Below are 18,359 nucleotides of genomic sequence, written 5' to 3'. Positions count from 1 at the left end.
CATTGAAGGTCCGGGCAAGCACCGGTGCGTTGGAAAGCCTTAGACGCGGCGGCGCTTCGGCGGACGGCAGCCGTTGTGGGCGCTGGGGGTTACATCCTGGATGGATCCAACTTCGAGGCCAGCAGCCTGCAGTGAACGGATTGCCGTTTCGCGTCCCGAGCCCGGGCCCTTGACGAATACGTCGACCTTGCGCATGCCGTGCTCCTGCGCACGCTTTGCGGCGGCTTCGGCGGCCATCTGGGCTGCGAACGGGGTGGACTTACGTGAGCCCTTGAAGCCAACCTCACCGGATGAAGCCCAGGAGATGACGGCACCGTTCGGATCCGTGATGGAAACGATGGTGTTGTTAAAGGTGCTCTTGATGTGCGCCTGGCCCAGCGCGATGTTCTTCTTGTCCTTCTTACGCGGCTTGCGAACCGCGCCACGAGTCTTCGGGGGCATTATTTCTCCTACAGAAAGTTATCGGGGGAAAGATCCGCTATTCCCTCATTTGCCGGAGCCCTGAAATCGCGCCAGCGATTTTAGGGCGCAAATGGGATTTAGCGGGTCTTCTTCTTGCCTGCGACGGTGCGCTTCGGGCCCTTGCGGGTACGTGCGTTCGTCTTCGTACGCTGACCGCGTACGGGCAGGCCCTTACGGTGGCGAATACCTTCGTAGCTGCCGATTTCAACCTTGCGGCGGATATCTGCTGCTACTTCGCGGCGAAGGTCACCCTCAACCTTGTAGTTGCCTTCAATGTAATCACGCAGCTGGACGAGCTCGGCGTCGGACAGGTCCTTGACCCGAACGTCCGCACTGATGCCGGTGGCAGCCAGGGTTTCGTGTGCACGGGTCTTGCCCACGCCGTAGATGTAAGTAAGCGCAATTTCCAACCGCTTTTCGCGGGGAATGTCTACGCCAGCGAGACGAGCCATAGAGGCAGTGCTCCTTGAATAAACCGGAGGTCGTAGGCAGTACACCCGCACGATCCGTGCGGCCCCAGCCTCCGACCGGGGGTTAGCTGTCCGGACTCGTTATAACTCAGTGTCCCAGATCAGCTTGTGCTGCCTTTTATTTACTTGCGTGGGTTAGCAACCCAGGATTTCCCGAAAGGGAAATTAGCCCTGGCGCTGCTTGTGGCGCGGGTTCTCGCAGATCACCATGACCCGGCCATTACGGCGGATCACTTTGCACTTTTCGCAGATCTGCTTGACGCTCGGCTTGACCTTCATGGCGTTCCTTTGCGTGTTGCAGTGGTCAGCTGGACCGGCTTTCGGCTGTTGCCTCGGCCGCCCAGTGTTTACTTGTAGCGGTAGACGATACGACCACGTGTCAGGTCGTACGGGCTCAGCTCCACCACTACCCGGTCCTCAGGGAGAATCCTGATGTAGTGCTGGCGCATCTTTCCTGAGATGTGTGCCAGAACGATGTGCTTGTTGGTGAGCTCAACGCGAAACATCGCATTAGGCAGCGCCTCAGTCACAACGCCCTCGATCTCAATGACCCCGTCCTTCTTGGCCATACCCTCCGCTAACTGTTGTTTGCCGCAGCCCTTCGGCTTGCACCGGAGATCACCGCGGACGTTTTTGATTGATTGGCTGATGCCTCCCGGCCACAAAAGGGCACAACAGGGCAGACAACCAACAGACAACATTACGGCATTCGGGCCTGAATGTTAAATCCAGCAATCGTAGCGCACTCAGGGCCGGTATGCACCAAAACGGCCAGCCGGTGTGCTCACAGCCTCGGCGCAAGCGATGCCGTCCAGGATGGCCAGACTCACGGCGTCGGCCGCCGCGCTCTGCAGCGTGATCAATCCCGACTGCCGCGCCGACTCGCTGCTGCGGTCCAGCGCGATTGCGCCCGTAGCGAGGCAGAAGACAGTGTCACCGTCGGCCAGGGTATGGCTGGGGTTCAACGCCCGGGCCAGGCCCGCGTGGGCTGCCGAGGCGGTGCGCTTGCACTCGGCTTTGTCGAGGAACGCGTTGGTGGCAACCACGACCAGGGTCGTGTTCAGCGGCAACGGCGGCTGATCCCAGGCGCCCGGGTTGCCGTCCCCGGCCCCCTTTCCCGCAGCAGTTGGTAGTCCGAGTGAGTTAACTACCGCCAGGGCGCCGACCACGACGCCGTTGTCCAGAGTGAGGGAGGCGGTTCCAACCCCGCCTTTGAACTGGCCCCGGCCAATTGCTGCGCCGGTGCCGGCGCCGGCGTTGCCGCGTTCGACGTCGTGGCCGTCCTCGCGGGCAGCGGCGTCCGCAGCGGCCGTATAGCCCATGGCGTCGTCCGGACGGGCAGTGAAGTCTCCGCCGCGGCCGAGGTCAAAGATCGCTGCCGCGGGCACGATTGGGACCACACCGCCCGGAACCGGAAAGCCCCTGCCGTTCTCCTCGCACCAGCGCTGGGTGCCGTGGGCCGCGGCGAGACCGAAAGCGCTCCCCCCGGCAAGCACGACGGCGTCGACCGTGCGGGTCAGTGTCGTCGGGTCGAGGGCGTCGGTCTCATGGGTTCCGGGGCCGCCGCCCCGGACATCAACCGAACCCACCGTCCCACCCGGCGGCAACACCACCGTTACCCCGCTGAGCCAGCCCGCGCCCGTCCTGCCGGCATGGCCCACCCGGATACCCGGCACATCCGTTATCGAAGTCATGAAGCCATTCTGCCCCCGCGTGCGCGCCCACCGCCCGCCGACGGGATAAAGTGCGCCGGAAGAATCGCACCGGAGAATCTGCAGTCATGCCGGACCTTATGCAATACTGCAGGCAACACAGAGTTAACGGGCGACGAAGCCTTGGACAACAACGTTCTTCTGGGGTCTTGTGCGGGGTTCAGCCCACCAACCATGTGGTGAAGTGATAGCTAGGTATCCCCGCCCACCCGTCTGCTTCCGGCAGGCACGGACCCGTTAGAGACCTGAATGACCCGACAATTAACTGACCGCCCCCGCGCCTCAACCAAAGCCCCACCGGCTGCAGCACCGCGTGCCCGCTGGTCGTCGAGAACGCGCAGGGACTTCTTCGTCTTCCTGGCGCTGGCCTTGCCCAACCTCCTGCTCATCGCGGTGTTCACGTATCTCCCGCTCTTCAACAACATTTACTACTCCACCCTGGATTGGACGCTGGGCTCCGCCTCGGCAACGGTGGTGGGTCTGGACAACTACGTCACCTTCTTCACCAGCTCGGACGCCACCAAGGTGCTGGGCACCACGGCGGTGTTCACGCTCATCACCGTGGGCGGTTCGATGGTCCTCGGCCTGTTGGTGGCGCTCGCGCTGAATTCCAAAATCCGGGGCACTACTTTTGCGCGCTCAGCTGTGTTCGCCCCGTACGTGCTCAGCGGTGTCGGCGTCGGGCTCGTCTGGTTGTTTATCTTCGATCCCGGCTACGGGGTCCTGGCCTGGTTGCTGCGCGGGCTTGGCCAGCAGAGTCCCCAGTGGATCAACGATCCACAGCTGTCCTTGGTCATGGTCATCATCGTTTACATCTGGAAGAACCTGGGCTACTGCGCCGTCGTCTACCTGGCCGGACTGCAGTCGCTCCCGCAGGATGTAATGGAGGCCGCGTCGCTGGACGGCGCCAACGGGTTCAGGCGCTTCATCAGCATGGCACTGCCGCTGCTCTCCCCCACCACGTTCTTCCTGCTCATCACCACCATGCTGAGCTCGCTGCAGGCCTTCGACCTCATCCGGATCATGACGCCGCTGGGCAATGGCACCAGCACCCTGATCTACGAAGCCTATTTGCAGGCCTTCGGCGCCTTTAACCGGGCCGGGTATTCGGCTTCCATCTCCGTGGTCCTGTTCGCCATCCTGCTCATCATCACCGTGCTGCAGCTGCGGTTCGTCGAACGGAAGGTGCACTACTCGTGAGCCTGAACTCCCCGGTCAATCCCGACCCCGCCGCCAACGCCGGACCCGCCATCGCACCTGATGCCGGTGCCGACATTCCACGGCAACGCCATGGCCCGTTTTCCCGGGCCAACTTGGCCCAGACGATTGTGGGCGGCTATCTTCCCTTGCTCCTCACCACCTTGGTGGTCTTCTTACCCCTGCTGTGGATGGTCCTCAGCTCGTTCAAACAGCCGGGGGAAATTATCACCATGGACTTGAAGCTCCTGCCGGAGAGCGTGAACCTGGAGAACTACAACGTCGCCATGACCACGGTGCCGTTCGCCCAGTTCTTCATGAACAGCCTGATCGTCACCAGCGTGGGCGCCACAGTCAAGGTTTTCCTGGCCATCATGACCGCGTACGCCCTGGTGTTCGTCCGCTTCCCGTACAAGAACGTCATTTTCGTGCTGATCCTCGTGGCCCTGATGGTTCCGCCGCAGGTATCCATCCTGCCCAACTACATCCTGATTGCCGGGATGGGGGGCAAGAACACCCTCTGGGGGATCATTCTCCCGGGCCTTGGCACCGCCTTCGGCACGTTCCTGCTACGCCAGCACTTCCTGACGCTGCCGGCCTCCATCCTGGAATCGGCGGAGATCGACGGCGCCGGACACTGGCGCCGTCTCTGGAAGATCGTCGCTCCGGTGTCCGGTCCGTCGATCGCCACAGTGGCCTTGGTCGTCGTCGTGAGTGAATGGAACGACTACATCTGGCCGCTCATTATTACCGACCGCCCCGAAACGATGACTCTTCCGGTAGGCCTGACGCTGCTGCAGAACTCCGAGGGCAACGGCTCCGGCTGGGGCATCCTGATGGCTGGTGCGGTCCTGGTGATCGTGCCCATCCTGTTGGTCTTCGCCGCGCTGCAGCGCTACATCGTGGCAGGCCTGACTCAGGGCAGCGTCACCGGGTGACGCCGCCCCTGAATGTCACCCCCAGCACAGTCAGCTTCACCAACAAGTCAGCATCATCGAGAGGATCCACCATGGCGTTTAACTTGGACCGCAGGCATTTCCTGGGACTGGCCGGTGCCGGGGCAGGCGCAGCAGCGCTCTCTGCCTGCGGAGGCCCATCCACTTCCGGGAGCGCCGCCGCAACCACGGCCGCGGACATCGACTTCAACGGCGTCAAGCCCGCTGCTTCCTTTGATTTCTGGTCCAACCACCCGGGCAAGTCCCAGGACGTGGAAAAGGCGATCATCGAGAAGTTTCAGGCCAAATTCCCCGAGATCAAGGTAAACCTGGTCACCGCCGGGGCCAACTATGAGGAAATCGCCCAGAAATTCCAGACCTCACAGGCCGCAAAATCAGGCCTGCCGGGTCTGGTAGTCCTCTCCGATGTCTGGTGGTTCCGGTATTACTCCAACGGCAACATCATCGCTTTGGACAGCCTCGTAAAGCAGCTGGACATCAAGCTGGATGACTTCCAGACGTCCCTTGTAGCCGACTACCAGTACGAGGACAAGCAGTGGGCCCTCCCCTACGGCCGCTCCACGCCGCTGTTCTACTACAACAAGGATCATTTCAAAGCCGCCGGGCTGCCGGACCGCGCCCCCAAGACGTGGCAGGAGTTCGGCGAATGGGCACCCAAGCTCATGGCCAGTTCGGGTGCCCAGTACGCCTACATTTACCCGGCGCTGGCCGGATACGCGGGCTGGACGCTGCAGAACAACCTCTGGGGCTGGGGCGGCAGCTGGTCCAATGAGTGGACCATGAACTGCGATTCGGCGGAATCGGTGGCGGCCCTGCAGTGGGCACAGGACTCCATCTTCAAGGACAAGTGGGCCGGCGTGTCCTCGAAGGAAGCCGCCGACGACTTCGCCGCTGGCATCACGTCCTCGACAATCTCCTCGACCGGGTCACTGCTGGGCGTGCTGAAGTCCGCCAAATTCAACGTGGGGGTCGGTTACTTGCCGGGCGGGCCGAAGAGCGAAAGCCCGGTCTGCCCCACCGGCGGCGCAGGCCTGGGCATTCCCAGCGGCGTCAGCAAGGAGGTCCAGCTCGCGGCGGCGACATTCCTGAAGTTCATGACCGAACCCGAAAACACGGCGGAATTCTCTGCAGCGACCGGCTACATGCCGGTCCGCAAGTCCTCGGATATGACGGCTGTGCTGGCCGCCACCCCGCAGATCAAGACCGCCATGGACCAGCTTGCGGTCACCAGGGTGCAGGACAACGCCCGCGTGTTCCTGCCCGGCGCGGACCAGGAGATGGCCAAGTCGGCCGCGGCCATCCTCACCCAGCAAGGCGACGTTAAGGCCACTATGACAGCACTTAAGACGACGCTGGAGGGGATCTATACCAAGGACGTAAAGCCGAAGCTCAAGAGCTGACGCTGCTCGAACTCCCTTCCGGTACGACGAATCCCTGGCGTGGCTGGTATTCCAGCACCGCCAGGGATTCGTCGTATCCCAGGCGAAGATCCGTATCGTCCTCTTAGGTTCCCGCCGCGGGGTGCGGGTCAGGGGATCGGGACGGGCACGACGCCGAGGGGCGCCAGCTTTGCGGCTCCCCCGTCGGGCGCTGAGAGCACCCAGATGCCCTTCTCGTGGACAGCCACGGAGTGCTCCCACTGGCAGGACCGTTTGCCGTCCGTGGTGACGACTGTCCAGTCGTCCTCCAGAACGGCCGTATCGATGCTGCCGCGGACCAGCATGGGTTCGATGGCCAGGCACAGACCCGGGCGGATCTTCGGCCCCCGGTGGTTGGTGCGATAGTTGGGTACGTCCGGGGCCATGTGCATCGCGGAGCCGATGCCGTGGCCCACGTAGTCCTCCAGGATGCCCAGCGATTTGCCGGGCACGGAGGTGACATAGTCATCCACGGCGTTCCCGATGTCGCCCACGAACTTGCCGGCGGCCAGGGCGGCAATCCCGTGCCACATGGCAGCCTCGGTGACGTCGGAAAGCCGCTGGTCTTCCGGGTCTGCGGTTCCGACGATTACGGTGCGGGCGGAGTCCGAGTGCCAGCCGTCCAGGATGGCGCCGCCGTCGATGGAAAGGATGTCTCCGTCCTGCAGGACGCGTCGACCCGGGATGCCGTGCACCACTTCCTCGTTGACCGAGGTGCAGATGGTGGCAGGGAAACCGTGGTAGCCCAGGAAATTGGACGTGGCGCCGGCAGCCTGGAGGACCGCCGCGAACACGGCGTCGAGGTCCTTGGTGGTCTTCCCCGGGACGGCGGCCGCGACTGCGGCGTCGAGGGCCCGGCTCAGGACGAGTCCGGCAGCGTGCATGGACCGCATTTGAGCGTTGGTTTTGTATTCGATGCGTGGCTGGCCGAATGCCATCCGCGGTTTCCTTTCACTGGGGCTGTGCCGCCTGGGGAGACGGACGGCTAAATGGCTGAGGCTCCTCCCGGTCGTCCGGGAGGAGCCTCGAGTCTCACGGGCCGATCAGGCCAACTGGGCCTCTTTGATGGCCTGCATGACGCGGTCGGTGACCTCGTCCATGCCGCCAATGCCGTCCACACGGGTCAGGATGCCGCGGTCGGCGTACTTGGCCACCACAGCCTCGGTCTGTCCGTGGTACAGGTCCAGGCGGTGACGGATGACGGCTTCGTTGTCGTCGGTGCGCCCGGTTTCCTTGGCACGGCCCAGCAGGCGGGTGACGAGTTCCTCGTCGTCGGCCGTGAGCTGCAGGACGACGTCGAGCAACTGGCCCCCGTCGGCGAGGATCCCGTCGAGGTAATCAACCTGCGCGGTGGTGCGCGGGTAGCCGTCGAGGAGGAAGCCGTTATCGACGTCATCCTCACCCAGACGGTCACGGACCATCTTGTTGGTCACGCTGTCCGGGACGAAGTCGCCCGCGTCCATGTACTTTTTGGCTTCGATGCCGAGCGGCGTCTCACCCTTGACGTTGGCGCGGAAGATGTCGCCTGTGGAGATCGCAATAACGCCGAGGCGCTCTGAAATGCGTTCCGCCTGCGTTCCCTTGCCGGACCCGGGAGGTCCGATAATCAACATTCTCGTCATCGCAAAAGCCCTTCGTAGTGACGCTGCTGTAGCTGCGCATCAATCTGCTTGACGGTCTCCAAACCTACGCCCACCATGATCAGGATCGAAGTGCCACCAAACGGGAAGTTCTGGTTGGCATTGATCAGGACCAGGGCGACCAGCGGGATCAGTGCCACAAACGCCAGGTAAATGGCACCGGGAAGCGTGATCCTTGAAAGCACGTACTGCAGGTAGTCTGCGGTCGGCTTGCCGGCACGGATACCCGGAATGAAGCCGCCGTACTTCTTCATGTTCTCAGATACTTCTTCAGGGTTGAAAGTGATCGCAACATAGAAGTACGTGAAGAACACAATCATGACGAAGTAGAGCAGCATGTAGATCGGGTGGTCGCCGCGGACCAGGTTGTTGTTGATCCACTCCACCCACGGGGCGACAGGCTCGCCGGGCTTGGGCTGGTTGAACTGCGAGATCAGTCCCGGCAGGTACAGCATCGAGGACGCGAAGATGACGGGTACGACGCCGGCCATGTTCACCTTGATGGGGATGTACGTGCTGGTGCCGCCCACGGTGCGCCGGCCAATCATGCGCTTGGCGTACTGCACCGGGATGCGGCGCTGGGATTGTTCCACGAAGACCACCGCGGCCACGGTCAGCAGGCCGATCACCAGCACCAGGAAGAACGTGCCGGGGCCCTTGGAGGTCCAAATGGCGCCGAGCGAGCCGGGAAAGCTGGAAACGATCGAGGTGAAAATGAGCAGCGACATGCCGTTGCCCACGCCCTTTTCGGTTACGAGCTCACCCATCCACATGATGAGGCCGGTTCCGGCCGTCAGCGTGATGATGATCAGGATGGTCGTGATGATGGAGGTGTCCGGGATGATCGGGAGCTGGCAGTTCGGCAGCAACTGGCCGGAGCGGGCCAGGGACACCAGCGTCGTGGCGTTCAGCAGGCCCAGGGCGATAGTGAGATACCGCGTGTACTGCGTCAGCTTCGACTGGCCCGAGGCGCCTTCCTCGTAGAGCATCTGGAACCGGGGAATGACCACCCGGAGCAGCTGGACGATGATGCTCGCCGTGATGTACGGCATGATGCCCAGGGCGAAGACGGACACCTGGAGCAGTGCACCGCCGCTGAACAGGTTGACGAGCTGGTAAATACCGCCCGAGGTCTGACCGTTCTGCAAGCATTGCTGGACATTCTGGTAGCTCACACCAGGCGAGGGGATGAACGCACCCAAGCGGAAGATTGTGATGATTCCCAGCGTGAACAACAACTTGCGTCGCAGATCAGGCGTGCGAAAGGCCCGGCCAAATGCGCTAAGCAAGCGTCCTCCTGAGTAATAAGTAAAGTTGTGTGAGGTAGGTCAAATAAACCCAACAACCGAGTCTAACGGGTGGACGCGCCCTGCGAACAATCGCCGGGCCCGGAAAACAGAAAAACTCCCGGTACCCGGGGCCGGAGCCCCGGGTACCGGGAGTTTACGCAACGGGCAACTGCCCCGCCGCCCCGTTAGAGGGCGGTGGTGGTTCCGCCTGCTGCAGCAATCTTCTCTGCGGCGCTGGCCGAGAATGCGTGGACCGTGACATCAACCTTGACGGTGATGTCGCCGGTGCCCAGCACCTTGACGGGCTGGTTCTTGCGAACGGCACCCTTTTCGACCAGGTTCTCCACGGTGACTGCGCCACCTTCCGGGAACAGCTCATTGAGCTTGTCCAGGTTTACAACCTGGTACTCGACCCGGAACGGGTTCTTGAAGCCGCGCAGCTTCGGCAGGCGCATGTGCAGCGGCAGCTGGCCGCCGGCAAAGCCAGCCTTGATCTGGTAGCGGGCCTTCGTACCCTTGGTACCGCGACCGGCAGTCTTACCCTTGGAACCTTCACCACGACCAACACGGGTCTTGGCGGTTTTGGCACCCGGGGCGGGACGCAGGTGGTGAACCTTCAGTGCGTTCTGCTTCTCAGCAGCGGCGCCCTGTGCCTTTTCGGCGGTGTTCTTCTCTGCCATTTACTTCGCCTCCTCTACCTTTACCAGGTGCGGAACCGTGTTGAGCATTCCAACGGTCACGGCGTCGGCGGTGCGGACAACAGTGTGCCCGATCCGCTTCAGGCCGAGGGACCGCAGGGTGTCGCGCTGGTTCTGCTTGCCGCCAATGGCGGACCTGATCTGAGTGATCTCCAACTGAGCGTCAGAGATAAGCACGTTCTTAGCCATGACTCAGACACCTGCCTTCTGGTTCAAAAGCGCTTTCACCATTGCCGGCGGAGCGATCTCGTCGAGCGGGAGGCCGCGGCGTGCTGCCACTGCTGCCGGCTCTTCGAGGCGCTTCAGCGCGTCAACAGTCGCGTGCACGATGTTGATGGCGTTGGAAGATCCGAGCGACTTGGAGAGGATGTCGTGGATGCCCACGCACTCCAGTACTGCGCGGACCGGACCACCGGCGATAACACCGGTACCGGCGGAAGCCGGACGCAGCATGACGACGCCTGCGGCGGCCTCACCCTGTACGCGGTGCGGGATGGTGCTGCCAATGCGGGGAACGCGGAAGAAGGACTTCTTGGCTTCTTCGACGCCCTTCGCGATGGCGGCAGGAACTTCCTTAGCCTTGCCGTAGCCGACGCCGACCATACCGTTGCCGTCACCGACGACGACGAGGGCGGTGAAGCTGAAGCGACGACCACCCTTGACGACCTTGGAAACACGGTTGATGGTTACGACGCGCTCTACGAACTGGCTCTTTTCGGCTTCGCGGCCACCATCGCGGCCACCACGGCCGCCACGGTCGCCACGGCCCTGGCCGCGGTCGCCACGCTCGCCACGACGAGCGCCACCACGGGCACTGTCAGTGGTAGCAGGCGCAGCGGTCTCAGTTGCCGGAGCAGCTACAGCTTCAGTCACCTGGTTGTCCTTTTCGTTATTTTCGGTCACAGTGCCAGCCCACCTTCACGTGCGCCGTCAGCGACGGCGGCGATCCGGCCGTGGTACTTGTTACCACCGCGGTCGAAGACAACTGCTTCGATACCGGCAGCCTTGGCACGCCCGGCGACGAGCTCGCCAACGCGCTTGGCCTTGGCAGTCTTGTCACCGTCGAATGCACGAAGGTCGGCTTCCAGAGTGGAGGCGCTCGCTACGGTCAGGCCCTTGCTGTCATCGACAACCTGGACGAATACGTGGCGTGCGGAGCGGTTGACGACCAGACGAGGACGTACAGCCGTTCCGGAGATGCGCTTGCGGATACGAAGCTGGCGGCGGCTGCGCTGGGCAGACTTGCTCTTGTTCGTACGCTTCTTGTTAATTGCGATCGCCATGGTTACTTACCAGCCTTTCCGACCTTGCGGCGGATGACTTCGCCTGCGTAACGGATGCCCTTGCCCTTGTAGGGGTCCGGCTTCCGCAGCTTGCGAATGTTGGCAGCAACCTCGCCGACCTGCTGCTTGGAGATGCCTGAAACAGAGAGCTTGGTCGGGGTCTCTACTGCAAAGGTGATGCCGTTCGGTGCCGTGATGTTAACCGGGTGGCTGTAGCCCAGAGCGAACTCCAGGTCAGTGCCCCGTGCCTGAACGCGGTAACCGGTACCGACGATTTCAAGCTTCTTCTCGTAGCCTGCGGTGACACCCTGGATCATGTTGGCGATCAGGGTGCGGGTCAGGCCGTGCAGCGAACGTGAGGCGCGCTCATCGTTCGGGCGGGCGACAGTCAGGGTGCCATCTTCCAGGGAAACCTCGATCGGGCTGGGCACAGTGTGGCTCAGCTCGCCTTTGGAACCCTTGACGCTGACGACAGAGCCGTCAACCTTGACCTCAACGCCGGCAGGAACGGTGATGGGGAGACGTCCAATACGTGACATTATTCTCTTCCTTTCCCGTTACCAGACGTAAGCGAGGACTTCGCCGCCCACGCCCTTCTTGCCGGCCTGCTTGTCAGTCAAGAGGCCGGAAGAGGTGGACAGGATTGCGACACCCAGGCCACCGAGCACGTGCGGCAGGTTGGTGGACTTTGCGTAAACGCGCAGTCCCGGCTTGGAAATACGACGAACGCCAGCGATTGAACGCTCGCGGTTCGGACCGAACTTGAGCTCGAGGGTCAGCTTCTTGCCAACCTCAGCGTCTTCTTCTTTCCAGGAGGCAATGTAACCTTCAGCCTTCAGGATGTCGGCAACGCGTGCCTTGAGCTTGCTGTACGGCATAGACACTGATTCGTGGTATGCCGAGTTTGCATTGCGCAGACGCGTAAGCATGTCTGCGACGGGATCTGTCATTGTCATGGTGGGCTCGTGCCCTTCCTCATAACGGTTTCCGCCGTGCAGGTTCTCCGAACAAAGTTCGGTACCGGCGCGGGCGGACCTTTTACGTAGCTAGATTAATCTTCGGTCTTGAACGGGAAGCCAAGCGCCTTGAGCAGCGCGCGGCCTTCGTCGTCGGTCTTGGCAGTGGTCACGACGGTGATGTCCATGCCGCGGACGCGGTCGATGGAATCCTGGTCGATCTCGTGGAACATAACCTGCTCGGTCAGACCGAAGGTGTAGTTGCCGTTGCCGTCGAACTGCTTGCCGCTGAGGCCCCGGAAGTCACGGATACGCGGCAGAGCCAGCGTGACCAGACGGTCCAGGAATTCCCACATGCGGTCCCCACGCAGAGTTGCGTGTGCACCGATCGGCATGCCTTCGCGCAGCTTGAACTGTGCGATCGACTTGCGGGCCTTGGTTACCTGCGGCTTCTGGCCGGTGATCAGGGTCAGATCGCGGACAGCGCCGTCGATCAGCTTGGAGTCCTTGGCGGCATCTCCAACACCCATGTTCACAACGACCTTCACCAGGCGGGGAACCTGGTTGACGTTCTCGTACTTGAATTCCTCAACGAGCGTGCTCTTGATGGAATCCGCGTACTTGGTCTTCAGACGAGGAACGATCTTGCTTGCCGGAGTCTCGAGAGTCTCAGTCATTAGATGTCCTTCCCTGAGCTCTTGGCCACGCGGACACGCACTTCGCGCTTCACGCCATCGCGCTCAACGGTCTCGGTGCGGAAACCGACGCGGGTGGGCTTCTTGGTGGACGGGTCAACCAGAGCCACGTTGGAGATGTGGACCGAAGCCTCGACGACTTCAATACCACCGGTCTTGGTGCCGCGCTGCGACTGACCGACCTTGGTGTGCTTGGTTACGCGGTTGATGCCTTCGACCAGCACGCGGTTGGTCTCGGGAAAGACGCGCAGAACCTTGCCCTGCTTGCCCTTGTCGCCGCCGCGCTCAGCCTTGGCGCCAGTGATGACCTGAACCAGGTCGCCCTTTTTGATTTTCGCCATGGACTAAAGCACCTCCGGAGCCAGAGAAACGATCTTCATGAACTTCTTATCGCGAAGTTCACGACCAACCGGTCCGAAGATGCGGGTACCGCGGGGGTCACCGTCAGCCTTCAGGATCACAGCTGCGTTCTCGTCAAACTTGATGTAGGAACCATCCGCACGGCGGCGTTCCTTCTTGGTACGGACGATGACAGCCTTGACGACGTCGCCCTTCTTTACGTTGCCGCCCGGAATTGCGTCCTTGACGGTAGCGACGATGACGTCGCCAATGCCTGCGTAGCGACGGCCAGATCCACCGAGAACGCGAATGGTAAGGATTTCCTTAGCACCCGTGTTGTCGGCGACCTTGAGTCGCGACTCCTGCTGAATCACTATTTACTCCTTGCGTCGCGCGGGTTCTCAGACCGAAAGTCTTCCTACGGAATGAGCCTTGCGGAACGGTTGATCGGGGTGTCTCTTGACCTGCCTGGATTTTGCCAGACCAGGCCTAAACGCCCGTGCCAAAAACATTTGCTTCCCAGGCGGATTCCGACGGATCGGGGCGCAAGGGGGCACTATGCCGTGGCACGCTTGTTTACGAGGTTAATGACGGCGCACAGAGGGCGCCATACAAACTCAAAATCTTACCACGTATAGGCCGCCAGTCAGAATCGGGCACTACCACGGACGACGGCGTTCTGCACGGCAAGCTTTCGGCCCGCCGGCCGCCGCGCTCCCCGCAAACCCGGCCGCCGACGTCGTCCGCCCGCCTGAAAGTTGCCGTGCGCGACGTGCCCTTCGGAACCGGCCCGCGCAAGCACAAGAAAACCCCCGTTCCCAAAGGGAACGGGGGTTTCGTGGCAGCGAGGCTGCAGGTGTTACTTGGCCTTCTCGAGGATCTCCACCAGACGCCACCGCTTGGTGGCGGAGAGCGGGCGGGTCTCGGCGAGCAGAACGAGGTCGCCGATGCCGGCGCTGTTCTCTTCGTCGTGAGCCTTGATCTTCGTGTTGCGGCGAAGCACCTTGCCGTAGAGGGCGTGCTTTACGCGGTCCTCGACCTGGACAGTGATGGTCTTTTCCATCTTGTCCGAGACGACATAGCCGCGCTTCGTCTTACGGTAACCGCGCTCGTCAGCCTTGGCTGCAGCGGAAACAGTTTCCGTCACGTTCTCGTCCTTTTCACTCACTTGGCATCCTCCTCGGTCTCAACCTTTTCAGCTTTGTCGGCCTTCTTGGTTGCAGCCTTCTTGGACTTCTTCTCTTCCTTGGCTTCCACAACCGGTGCGGCAACCTCGGCACGAATGCCCAGCTCGCGCTCACGCAGAACGGTGTAGATGCGGGCGATGTCCTTCTTTACCGCGCGCAGCCGGCCGTGGTTCTCCAGCTGGCCGGTGGCGGACTGGAAACGCAGGTTGAACAGCTCTTCCTTGGCCTTACGGAGTTCCTCAACGAGTCGCTCGTTGTCGAAACCGTCCAGCTGTGCGGATGCAAGTTCCTTGGATCCTACTGACATTTCTATTCACCACCTTCGCGACGCAGAATGCGTGCTTTCAACGGGAGCTTGTGGATCGCCAGGCGCAGTGCCTCACGAGCGACAGATTCCTCGACACCGGAGATCTCGAAGAGAACCCGGCCCGGCTTGACGTTTGAAACCCACCATTCCGGAGAACCCTTACCGGAACCCATGCGGGTTTCGGCCGGCTTCTTCGTCAGCGGACGGTCCGGGTAGATGTTGATCCAGACCTTGCCGCCACGCTTGATGTGGCGGGTCATCGCGATACGGGCAGACTCGATCTGACGGTTGGTGACGTATGCCGGGCTCAAAGCCTGGATACCCCACTCACCGAAGGAGACCTTGGTGCCGCCCGTAGCAGCGCCGGAACGACCCGGGTGGTGCTGCTTACGGTGCTTGACTCGACGTGGGATAAGCATTTAAGCCTGTCCTCCTTCTGCAGCAGCAGGTGCTGCCTCAGTTGCCGGAGCTTCAGCAGCAACAGGTGCAGCCTCGGCCGGGCGGTCGTTACGACGACGGCGGTCACCACGGTCAGCGCCACCCGGGCGGCCCGGGCGGTCGCTGGCACCACGGCCGCGGGACGGAGCAGCAGCAGCCTGCTGAGCCAGTTCCTTGGCGGTGACGTCACCCTTGTAGATCCAGACCTTCACGCCGATGCGGCCGAAGGTGGTCTTGGCTTCGTAGAAGCCGTAGTCGATGTTCGCGCGGAGGGTGTGCAGGGGCACACGGCCTTCGCGGTAGAACTCCGAGCGGGACATTTCTGCGCCGCCCAGTCGACCCGAGCAAGCGATGCGGATGCCCTTGGCACCTGCACGCTGTGCGGACTGCATGGCCTTCTTCATCGCGCGGCGGAAAGCCACGCGGGAAGTCAGCTGCTCAGCAACGCCCTGGGCAACAAGCTGAGCTTCCATCTCGGGGTTCTTGACCTCGAGGATGTTCAGCTGAACCTGCTTGCCCGTGAGCTTTTCGAGCTCGCCGCGGATGCGGTCTGCTTCTGCGCCGCGGCGGCCGATGACGATGCCCGGACGTGCGGTGTGGATATCCACACGGACACGGTCGCGGGTGCGTTCGATTTCAACCTTGGCGATACCGGCACGCTCCATGCCCGTGGACATGAGCTGGCGGATGCGGATGTCTTCGCGAACGAAGTCCTTGTACCGCTGGCCGGCCTTGGTGCTGTCAGCAAACCAGTGCGATACGTGATCGGTGGTGATGCCGAGTCGGAACCCGTGCGGGTTAACTTTCTGTCCCACTTAGCGAGCCTCCTCTTTCTCCGGGGTAGCGACTACCACGGTGATGTGGCTCGTGCGCTTCTTGATTTGAAATGCACGACCCTGGGCTCGCGGCTGGAACCGCTTCATGGTCGGGCCTTCATCAACAAACGCTTCGCTGATGATGAGGTCACCTTCGTCAAACGCCACGCCGTCGCGGTCCGCGAGGACCCGGGCGTTGGAGATTGCCGACTGAACTACCTTGAATACCGGCTCTGAAGCTGCCTGTGGGGCAAACTTCAGAATTGCCAGAGCCTCATTCGCTTGCTTACCACGAACAAGGTTGACGACGCGCCGGGCCTTCATAGGCGTTACGCGGATGTGACGCGCAATTGCCTTGGCTTCCATTGCTTTCCTTCTCTCGTCTTTGACGTAAGTGCAGGCGCCTAGCGGCGCTTGCCCTTACGGTCGTCCTTGACATGGCCGCGGAATGTCCGCGTGGGAGCGAATTCGCCGAGCTTGTGCCCGACCATCGACTCAGTGACAAACACCGGAATGTGCTTGCGTCCGTCGTGTACGGCGATCGTGTGGCCGAGCATGTCGGGGACGATCATCGAACGGCGGGACCAGGTCTTGATGACGTTCTTGGTGCCCTTTTCGTTTTCCCTGGCTACCTTTACAAAGAGGTGCTGGTCAACGAAAGGACCTTTTTTCAGGCTGCGTGGCATGTGTCCAGGCTCCTATCGCTTGTTCTTGCCAGTACGACGGCGACGAACAATAAGCTTGTCGCTCTCTTTGTTGGGACGGCGGGTGCGGCCTTCGCGCTTGCCGTTCGGGTTGACGGGGTGACGTCCACCGGACGTCTTACCCTCGCCACCACCGTGGGGGTGGTCAACCGGGTTCATGGCGACACCGCGGACGGTCGGGCGAACGCCCTTCCAGCGCATACGGCCGGCCTTACCCCAGTTGATGTTCGACTGCTCGGCGTTGCCGACCTCGCCGACGGTTGCGCGGCAGCGCACGTCAACGTTGCGGATTTCGCCGGAAGGCAGCCGCAGCTGGGCGAAGCGGCCTTCCTTTGCAACGAGCTGGATCGACGCGCCGGCGGAGCGGCCCATCTTGGCGCCGCCGCCCGGACGCAGTTCAACTGCGTGGATTACGGTACCGACCGGGATGTTGCGCAGCGGGAGGTTGTTGCCGGGCTTGATATCAGCCTCGGCACCTGCCTCTACGGTGTCACCCTGGGACAGCTTGTTCGGGGCGATGATGTAACGCTTGGTGCCATCAACGTAGTGGAGGAGCGCGATGCGAGCCGTGCGGTTCGGATCGTACTCGATTTCGGCAACGCGGGCGTTGACGCCGTCTTTGTCGTGGCGACGGAAGTCGATCAGACGGTACTGGCGCTTGTGGCCACCACCCTTGTGACGGGTCGTGATCTTACCGGTGTTGTTACGGCCACCCTTTTTCGGGAGGGGACGTACCAACGACTTTTCCGGCGTCGACCGCGTGATTTCAGTGAAGTCCGCTACGCTCGAGCCGCGACGGCCCGGGGTAGTCGGCTTGTATTTACGGATTCCCATAATTTATTTCCTCGTTAAAGTGGTCTCCGCTACGAGAGCGGACCGCCGAAGATGTCGATTGTGCCTTCTTTGAGGCTCACAATTGCACGCTTGGTGTTCTTGCGGGTACCCCATCCGAATTTGGTCCGCTTGCGCTTACCTGCACGGTTGATGGTGTTGATCGAATCGACCTTGACCTTGAAGATTTTCTCCACGGCCAGCTTGATCTCGGTCTTGTTCGAGCGGGGGTCCACCAGGAAGGTGTACTTACCCTCATCGATCAAGCCGTAGCTCTTTTCCGAAACGACGGGTGCAAGCACGACGTCGCGCGGGTCCTTTAGGGTGGCTGCACTCACTTGGCATCCTCCTCGTTCTTTGCCACTGCCTTGGAAGCGACGAATGCTTCATAAGCAGCCTTGGTGAAGACAACGTCATCGGAAACGAGAACGTCGTAGGTATTCAGCTGGTCTGCGTACAGAACGTGAACATCCGTGAGGTTGCGCACGGAGAGTGCGGCAACATCGTTGGCGCGCTCGATGACAACGAGCAGGTTCTTGCGCTCGGAGACACCTCGCAGGGTTGCCTGTGCGGCGCTGGAGGACGGCTTGGTGCCGGGAACCAGTTCAGCAACGACGTGGATGCGGCCGTTACGGGCGCGGTCAGAGAGGGCGCCGCGCAGTGCAGCAGCAATCATCTTCTTGGGGGTGCGCTGGCTGTAGTCACGCGGCGTGGGGCCGTGGACAACGCCACCACCGGTCATGTGAGGAGCACGGATCGAACCCTGACGGGCGCGGCCGGTGCCCTTCTGCTTGAACGGCTTGCGACCTGCACCGGAAACCTCGGCGCGGGTCTTGGTCTTGTGGGTACCCTGGCGAGCAGCAGCGAGCTGGGCAACGACGACCTGGTGCAACAGCGGCACGTTGGTCTGTACGTCGAAGATCTCTGCGGGCAGGTCAACCTTGACAGTGCTAGTCATTGAA

General features: G+C 61.9%; 29 protein-coding genes. 3 read left to right on the top strand and 26 right to left on the bottom strand.

The window, feature by feature from the left end; genetic code table 11:
• Positions 1-39 precede the first annotated feature (39 nt).
• The 5 genes from rpsK to RCH15_RS02075 form a co-directional block, all read right to left on the bottom strand.
• Positions 40-441 (bottom strand): 30S ribosomal protein S11, encoded by a 402-nt coding sequence (gene rpsK, locus RCH15_RS02095; RefSeq protein ID WP_018773682.1) that lies wholly within the window; start codon positions 439-441, stop codon positions 40-42.
• Positions 442-539: 98 nt separating this feature from the next.
• The gene (gene rpsM / locus RCH15_RS02090) at positions 540-914 is read right to left on the bottom strand and encodes a 30S ribosomal protein S13 (RefSeq protein ID WP_024366110.1); all 375 of its coding nucleotides are present in this window, start codon (positions 912-914) and stop codon (positions 540-542) included.
• 183 nt (positions 915-1,097) lie between these two features.
• On the bottom strand, positions 1,098-1,211 hold the full coding sequence (gene rpmJ, locus RCH15_RS02085) for a 50S ribosomal protein L36 (RefSeq protein ID WP_009358722.1): 114 nt from the start codon (positions 1,209-1,211) through the stop codon (positions 1,098-1,100).
• Between the two features lie 68 nt (positions 1,212-1,279).
• Entirely contained in the window at positions 1,280-1,501 is a 222-nt protein-coding gene (infA, locus tag RCH15_RS02080; protein ID WP_009358723.1) for a translation initiation factor IF-1, read from the bottom strand.
• A gap of 177 nt (positions 1,502-1,678) precedes the next feature.
• Positions 1,679-2,626, bottom strand: coding sequence for a P1 family peptidase (locus tag RCH15_RS02075; protein ID WP_326957526.1), 948 nt, complete (start codon positions 2,624-2,626; stop codon positions 1,679-1,681).
• A gap of 267 nt (positions 2,627-2,893) precedes the next feature.
• On the opposite strand from RCH15_RS02075, the gene RCH15_RS02070 reads away from it, so the two are divergent.
• The 3 genes from RCH15_RS02070 (at position 2,894) to RCH15_RS02060 (ending at position 6,197) form a co-directional block, all read left to right on the top strand.
• Positions 2,894-3,844, top strand: a complete 951-nt coding sequence (locus RCH15_RS02070; protein WP_326957524.1) for a carbohydrate ABC transporter permease — start codon at positions 2,894-2,896, stop codon at positions 3,842-3,844.
• A gap of 50 nt (positions 3,845-3,894) precedes the next feature.
• A complete protein-coding gene (locus tag RCH15_RS02065) occupies positions 3,895-4,779 on the top strand; it encodes a carbohydrate ABC transporter permease (protein WP_326957725.1) in 885 nt (294 codons plus the stop codon).
• Positions 4,780-4,850: 71 nt separating this feature from the next.
• Entirely contained in the window at positions 4,851-6,197 is a 1,347-nt protein-coding gene (locus tag RCH15_RS02060; protein WP_326957522.1) for an ABC transporter substrate-binding protein, read from the top strand.
• Positions 6,198-6,325: 128 nt separating this feature from the next.
• Here RCH15_RS02060 and map read toward each other — a convergent pair whose 3' ends face one another.
• The 21 genes from map to rplD all read right to left on the bottom strand — a co-directional run bounded on the left by map (position 6,326) and on the right by rplD (position 18,355).
• The gene (map, locus tag RCH15_RS02055) at positions 6,326-7,153 is read right to left on the bottom strand and encodes a type I methionyl aminopeptidase (RefSeq protein ID WP_326957520.1); all 828 of its coding nucleotides are present in this window, start codon (positions 7,151-7,153) and stop codon (positions 6,326-6,328) included.
• Between the two features lie 105 nt (positions 7,154-7,258).
• Positions 7,259-7,828: an adenylate kinase gene (locus tag RCH15_RS02050; protein ID WP_326957723.1), complete on the bottom strand. Its 570-nt coding sequence runs from the start codon at positions 7,826-7,828 to the stop codon at positions 7,259-7,261.
• Positions 7,829-7,833: 5 nt separating this feature from the next.
• Positions 7,834-9,144, bottom strand: a complete 1,311-nt coding sequence (secY, locus tag RCH15_RS02045; protein ID WP_326957518.1) for a preprotein translocase subunit SecY — start codon at positions 9,142-9,144, stop codon at positions 7,834-7,836.
• 185 nt (positions 9,145-9,329) lie between these two features.
• On the bottom strand, positions 9,330-9,824 hold the full coding sequence (gene rplO, locus RCH15_RS02040) for a 50S ribosomal protein L15 (protein WP_326957516.1): 495 nt from the start codon (positions 9,822-9,824) through the stop codon (positions 9,330-9,332).
• Positions 9,825-10,031, bottom strand: coding sequence for a 50S ribosomal protein L30 (gene rpmD, locus RCH15_RS02035; RefSeq protein ID WP_326957514.1), 207 nt, complete (start codon positions 10,029-10,031; stop codon positions 9,825-9,827).
• A 3-nt stretch (positions 10,032-10,034) separates the two neighbouring features.
• A complete protein-coding gene (gene rpsE, locus RCH15_RS02030; RefSeq protein WP_326957512.1) occupies positions 10,035-10,715 on the bottom strand; it encodes a 30S ribosomal protein S5 in 681 nt (226 codons plus the stop codon).
• Between the two features lie 26 nt (positions 10,716-10,741).
• Positions 10,742-11,125: a 50S ribosomal protein L18 gene (gene rplR / locus RCH15_RS02025; RefSeq protein WP_326957510.1), complete on the bottom strand. Its 384-nt coding sequence runs from the start codon at positions 11,123-11,125 to the stop codon at positions 10,742-10,744.
• 2 nt (positions 11,126-11,127) lie between these two features.
• A complete protein-coding gene (gene rplF / locus RCH15_RS02020) occupies positions 11,128-11,664 on the bottom strand; it encodes a 50S ribosomal protein L6 (protein ID WP_326957508.1) in 537 nt (178 codons plus the stop codon).
• Positions 11,665-11,682: 18 nt separating this feature from the next.
• Positions 11,683-12,081 (bottom strand): 30S ribosomal protein S8, encoded by a 399-nt coding sequence (rpsH, locus tag RCH15_RS02015; RefSeq protein ID WP_024366123.1) that lies wholly within the window; start codon positions 12,079-12,081, stop codon positions 11,683-11,685.
• Positions 12,082-12,176: 95 nt separating this feature from the next.
• Complete coding sequence (gene rplE, locus RCH15_RS02010) at positions 12,177-12,758, bottom strand: 50S ribosomal protein L5 (RefSeq protein WP_024366124.1); 582 nt, start codon at positions 12,756-12,758, stop codon at positions 12,177-12,179.
• Positions 12,758-13,117 carry a 50S ribosomal protein L24 gene (gene rplX / locus RCH15_RS02005; protein ID WP_326957506.1) on the bottom strand — a complete coding sequence of 120 codons (360 nt, stop codon included), beginning with the start codon at positions 13,115-13,117 and terminating at the stop codon, positions 12,758-12,760. The genes rplE and rplX overlap by 1 nt, the downstream gene beginning before the upstream one ends.
• 3 nt (positions 13,118-13,120) lie before the next feature.
• The gene (gene rplN / locus RCH15_RS02000; protein WP_024366126.1) at positions 13,121-13,489 is read right to left on the bottom strand and encodes a 50S ribosomal protein L14; all 369 of its coding nucleotides are present in this window, start codon (positions 13,487-13,489) and stop codon (positions 13,121-13,123) included.
• A gap of 485 nt (positions 13,490-13,974) precedes the next feature.
• Positions 13,975-14,283 (bottom strand): 30S ribosomal protein S17, encoded by a 309-nt coding sequence (rpsQ, locus tag RCH15_RS01995; RefSeq protein WP_326957502.1) that lies wholly within the window; start codon positions 14,281-14,283, stop codon positions 13,975-13,977.
• On the bottom strand, positions 14,280-14,609 hold the full coding sequence (rpmC, locus tag RCH15_RS01990) for a 50S ribosomal protein L29 (RefSeq protein WP_326957500.1): 330 nt from the start codon (positions 14,607-14,609) through the stop codon (positions 14,280-14,282). Before rpmC ends, rpsQ begins: the two co-directional genes overlap by 4 nt.
• Positions 14,610-14,611: 2 nt before the next feature.
• Positions 14,612-15,028 (bottom strand): 50S ribosomal protein L16, encoded by a 417-nt coding sequence (rplP, locus tag RCH15_RS01985; RefSeq protein ID WP_123257072.1) that lies wholly within the window; start codon positions 15,026-15,028, stop codon positions 14,612-14,614.
• Positions 15,029-15,862 (bottom strand): 30S ribosomal protein S3, encoded by an 834-nt coding sequence (rpsC, locus tag RCH15_RS01980; protein WP_326957496.1) that lies wholly within the window; start codon positions 15,860-15,862, stop codon positions 15,029-15,031.
• Complete coding sequence (gene rplV, locus RCH15_RS01975; RefSeq protein ID WP_003803798.1) at positions 15,863-16,228, bottom strand: 50S ribosomal protein L22; 366 nt, start codon at positions 16,226-16,228, stop codon at positions 15,863-15,865. It abuts the gene before it with no gap.
• A gap of 38 nt (positions 16,229-16,266) precedes the next feature.
• Positions 16,267-16,548 carry a 30S ribosomal protein S19 gene (gene rpsS, locus RCH15_RS01970; RefSeq protein ID WP_018773666.1) on the bottom strand — a complete coding sequence of 94 codons (282 nt, stop codon included), beginning with the start codon at positions 16,546-16,548 and terminating at the stop codon, positions 16,267-16,269.
• A gap of 12 nt (positions 16,549-16,560) precedes the next feature.
• A complete protein-coding gene (rplB, locus tag RCH15_RS01965) occupies positions 16,561-17,400 on the bottom strand; it encodes a 50S ribosomal protein L2 (RefSeq protein WP_326957494.1) in 840 nt (279 codons plus the stop codon).
• 29 nt (positions 17,401-17,429) lie between these two features.
• Complete coding sequence (rplW, locus tag RCH15_RS01960) at positions 17,430-17,735, bottom strand: 50S ribosomal protein L23 (protein WP_326957492.1); 306 nt, start codon at positions 17,733-17,735, stop codon at positions 17,430-17,432.
• Positions 17,732-18,355: a 50S ribosomal protein L4 gene (gene rplD / locus RCH15_RS01955; RefSeq protein WP_326957490.1), complete on the bottom strand. Its 624-nt coding sequence runs from the start codon at positions 18,353-18,355 to the stop codon at positions 17,732-17,734. The genes rplW and rplD overlap by 4 nt, the downstream gene beginning before the upstream one ends.
• Positions 18,356-18,359: the final 4 nt, after the last annotated feature.

This window comes from Arthrobacter sp. MP_M4 (genome assembly GCF_035984855.1).
Classification (GTDB): Bacteria; Actinomycetota; Actinomycetes; order Actinomycetales; family Micrococcaceae; genus Arthrobacter.
This window is presented reverse-complemented; position numbering and strand designations above follow the sequence as displayed.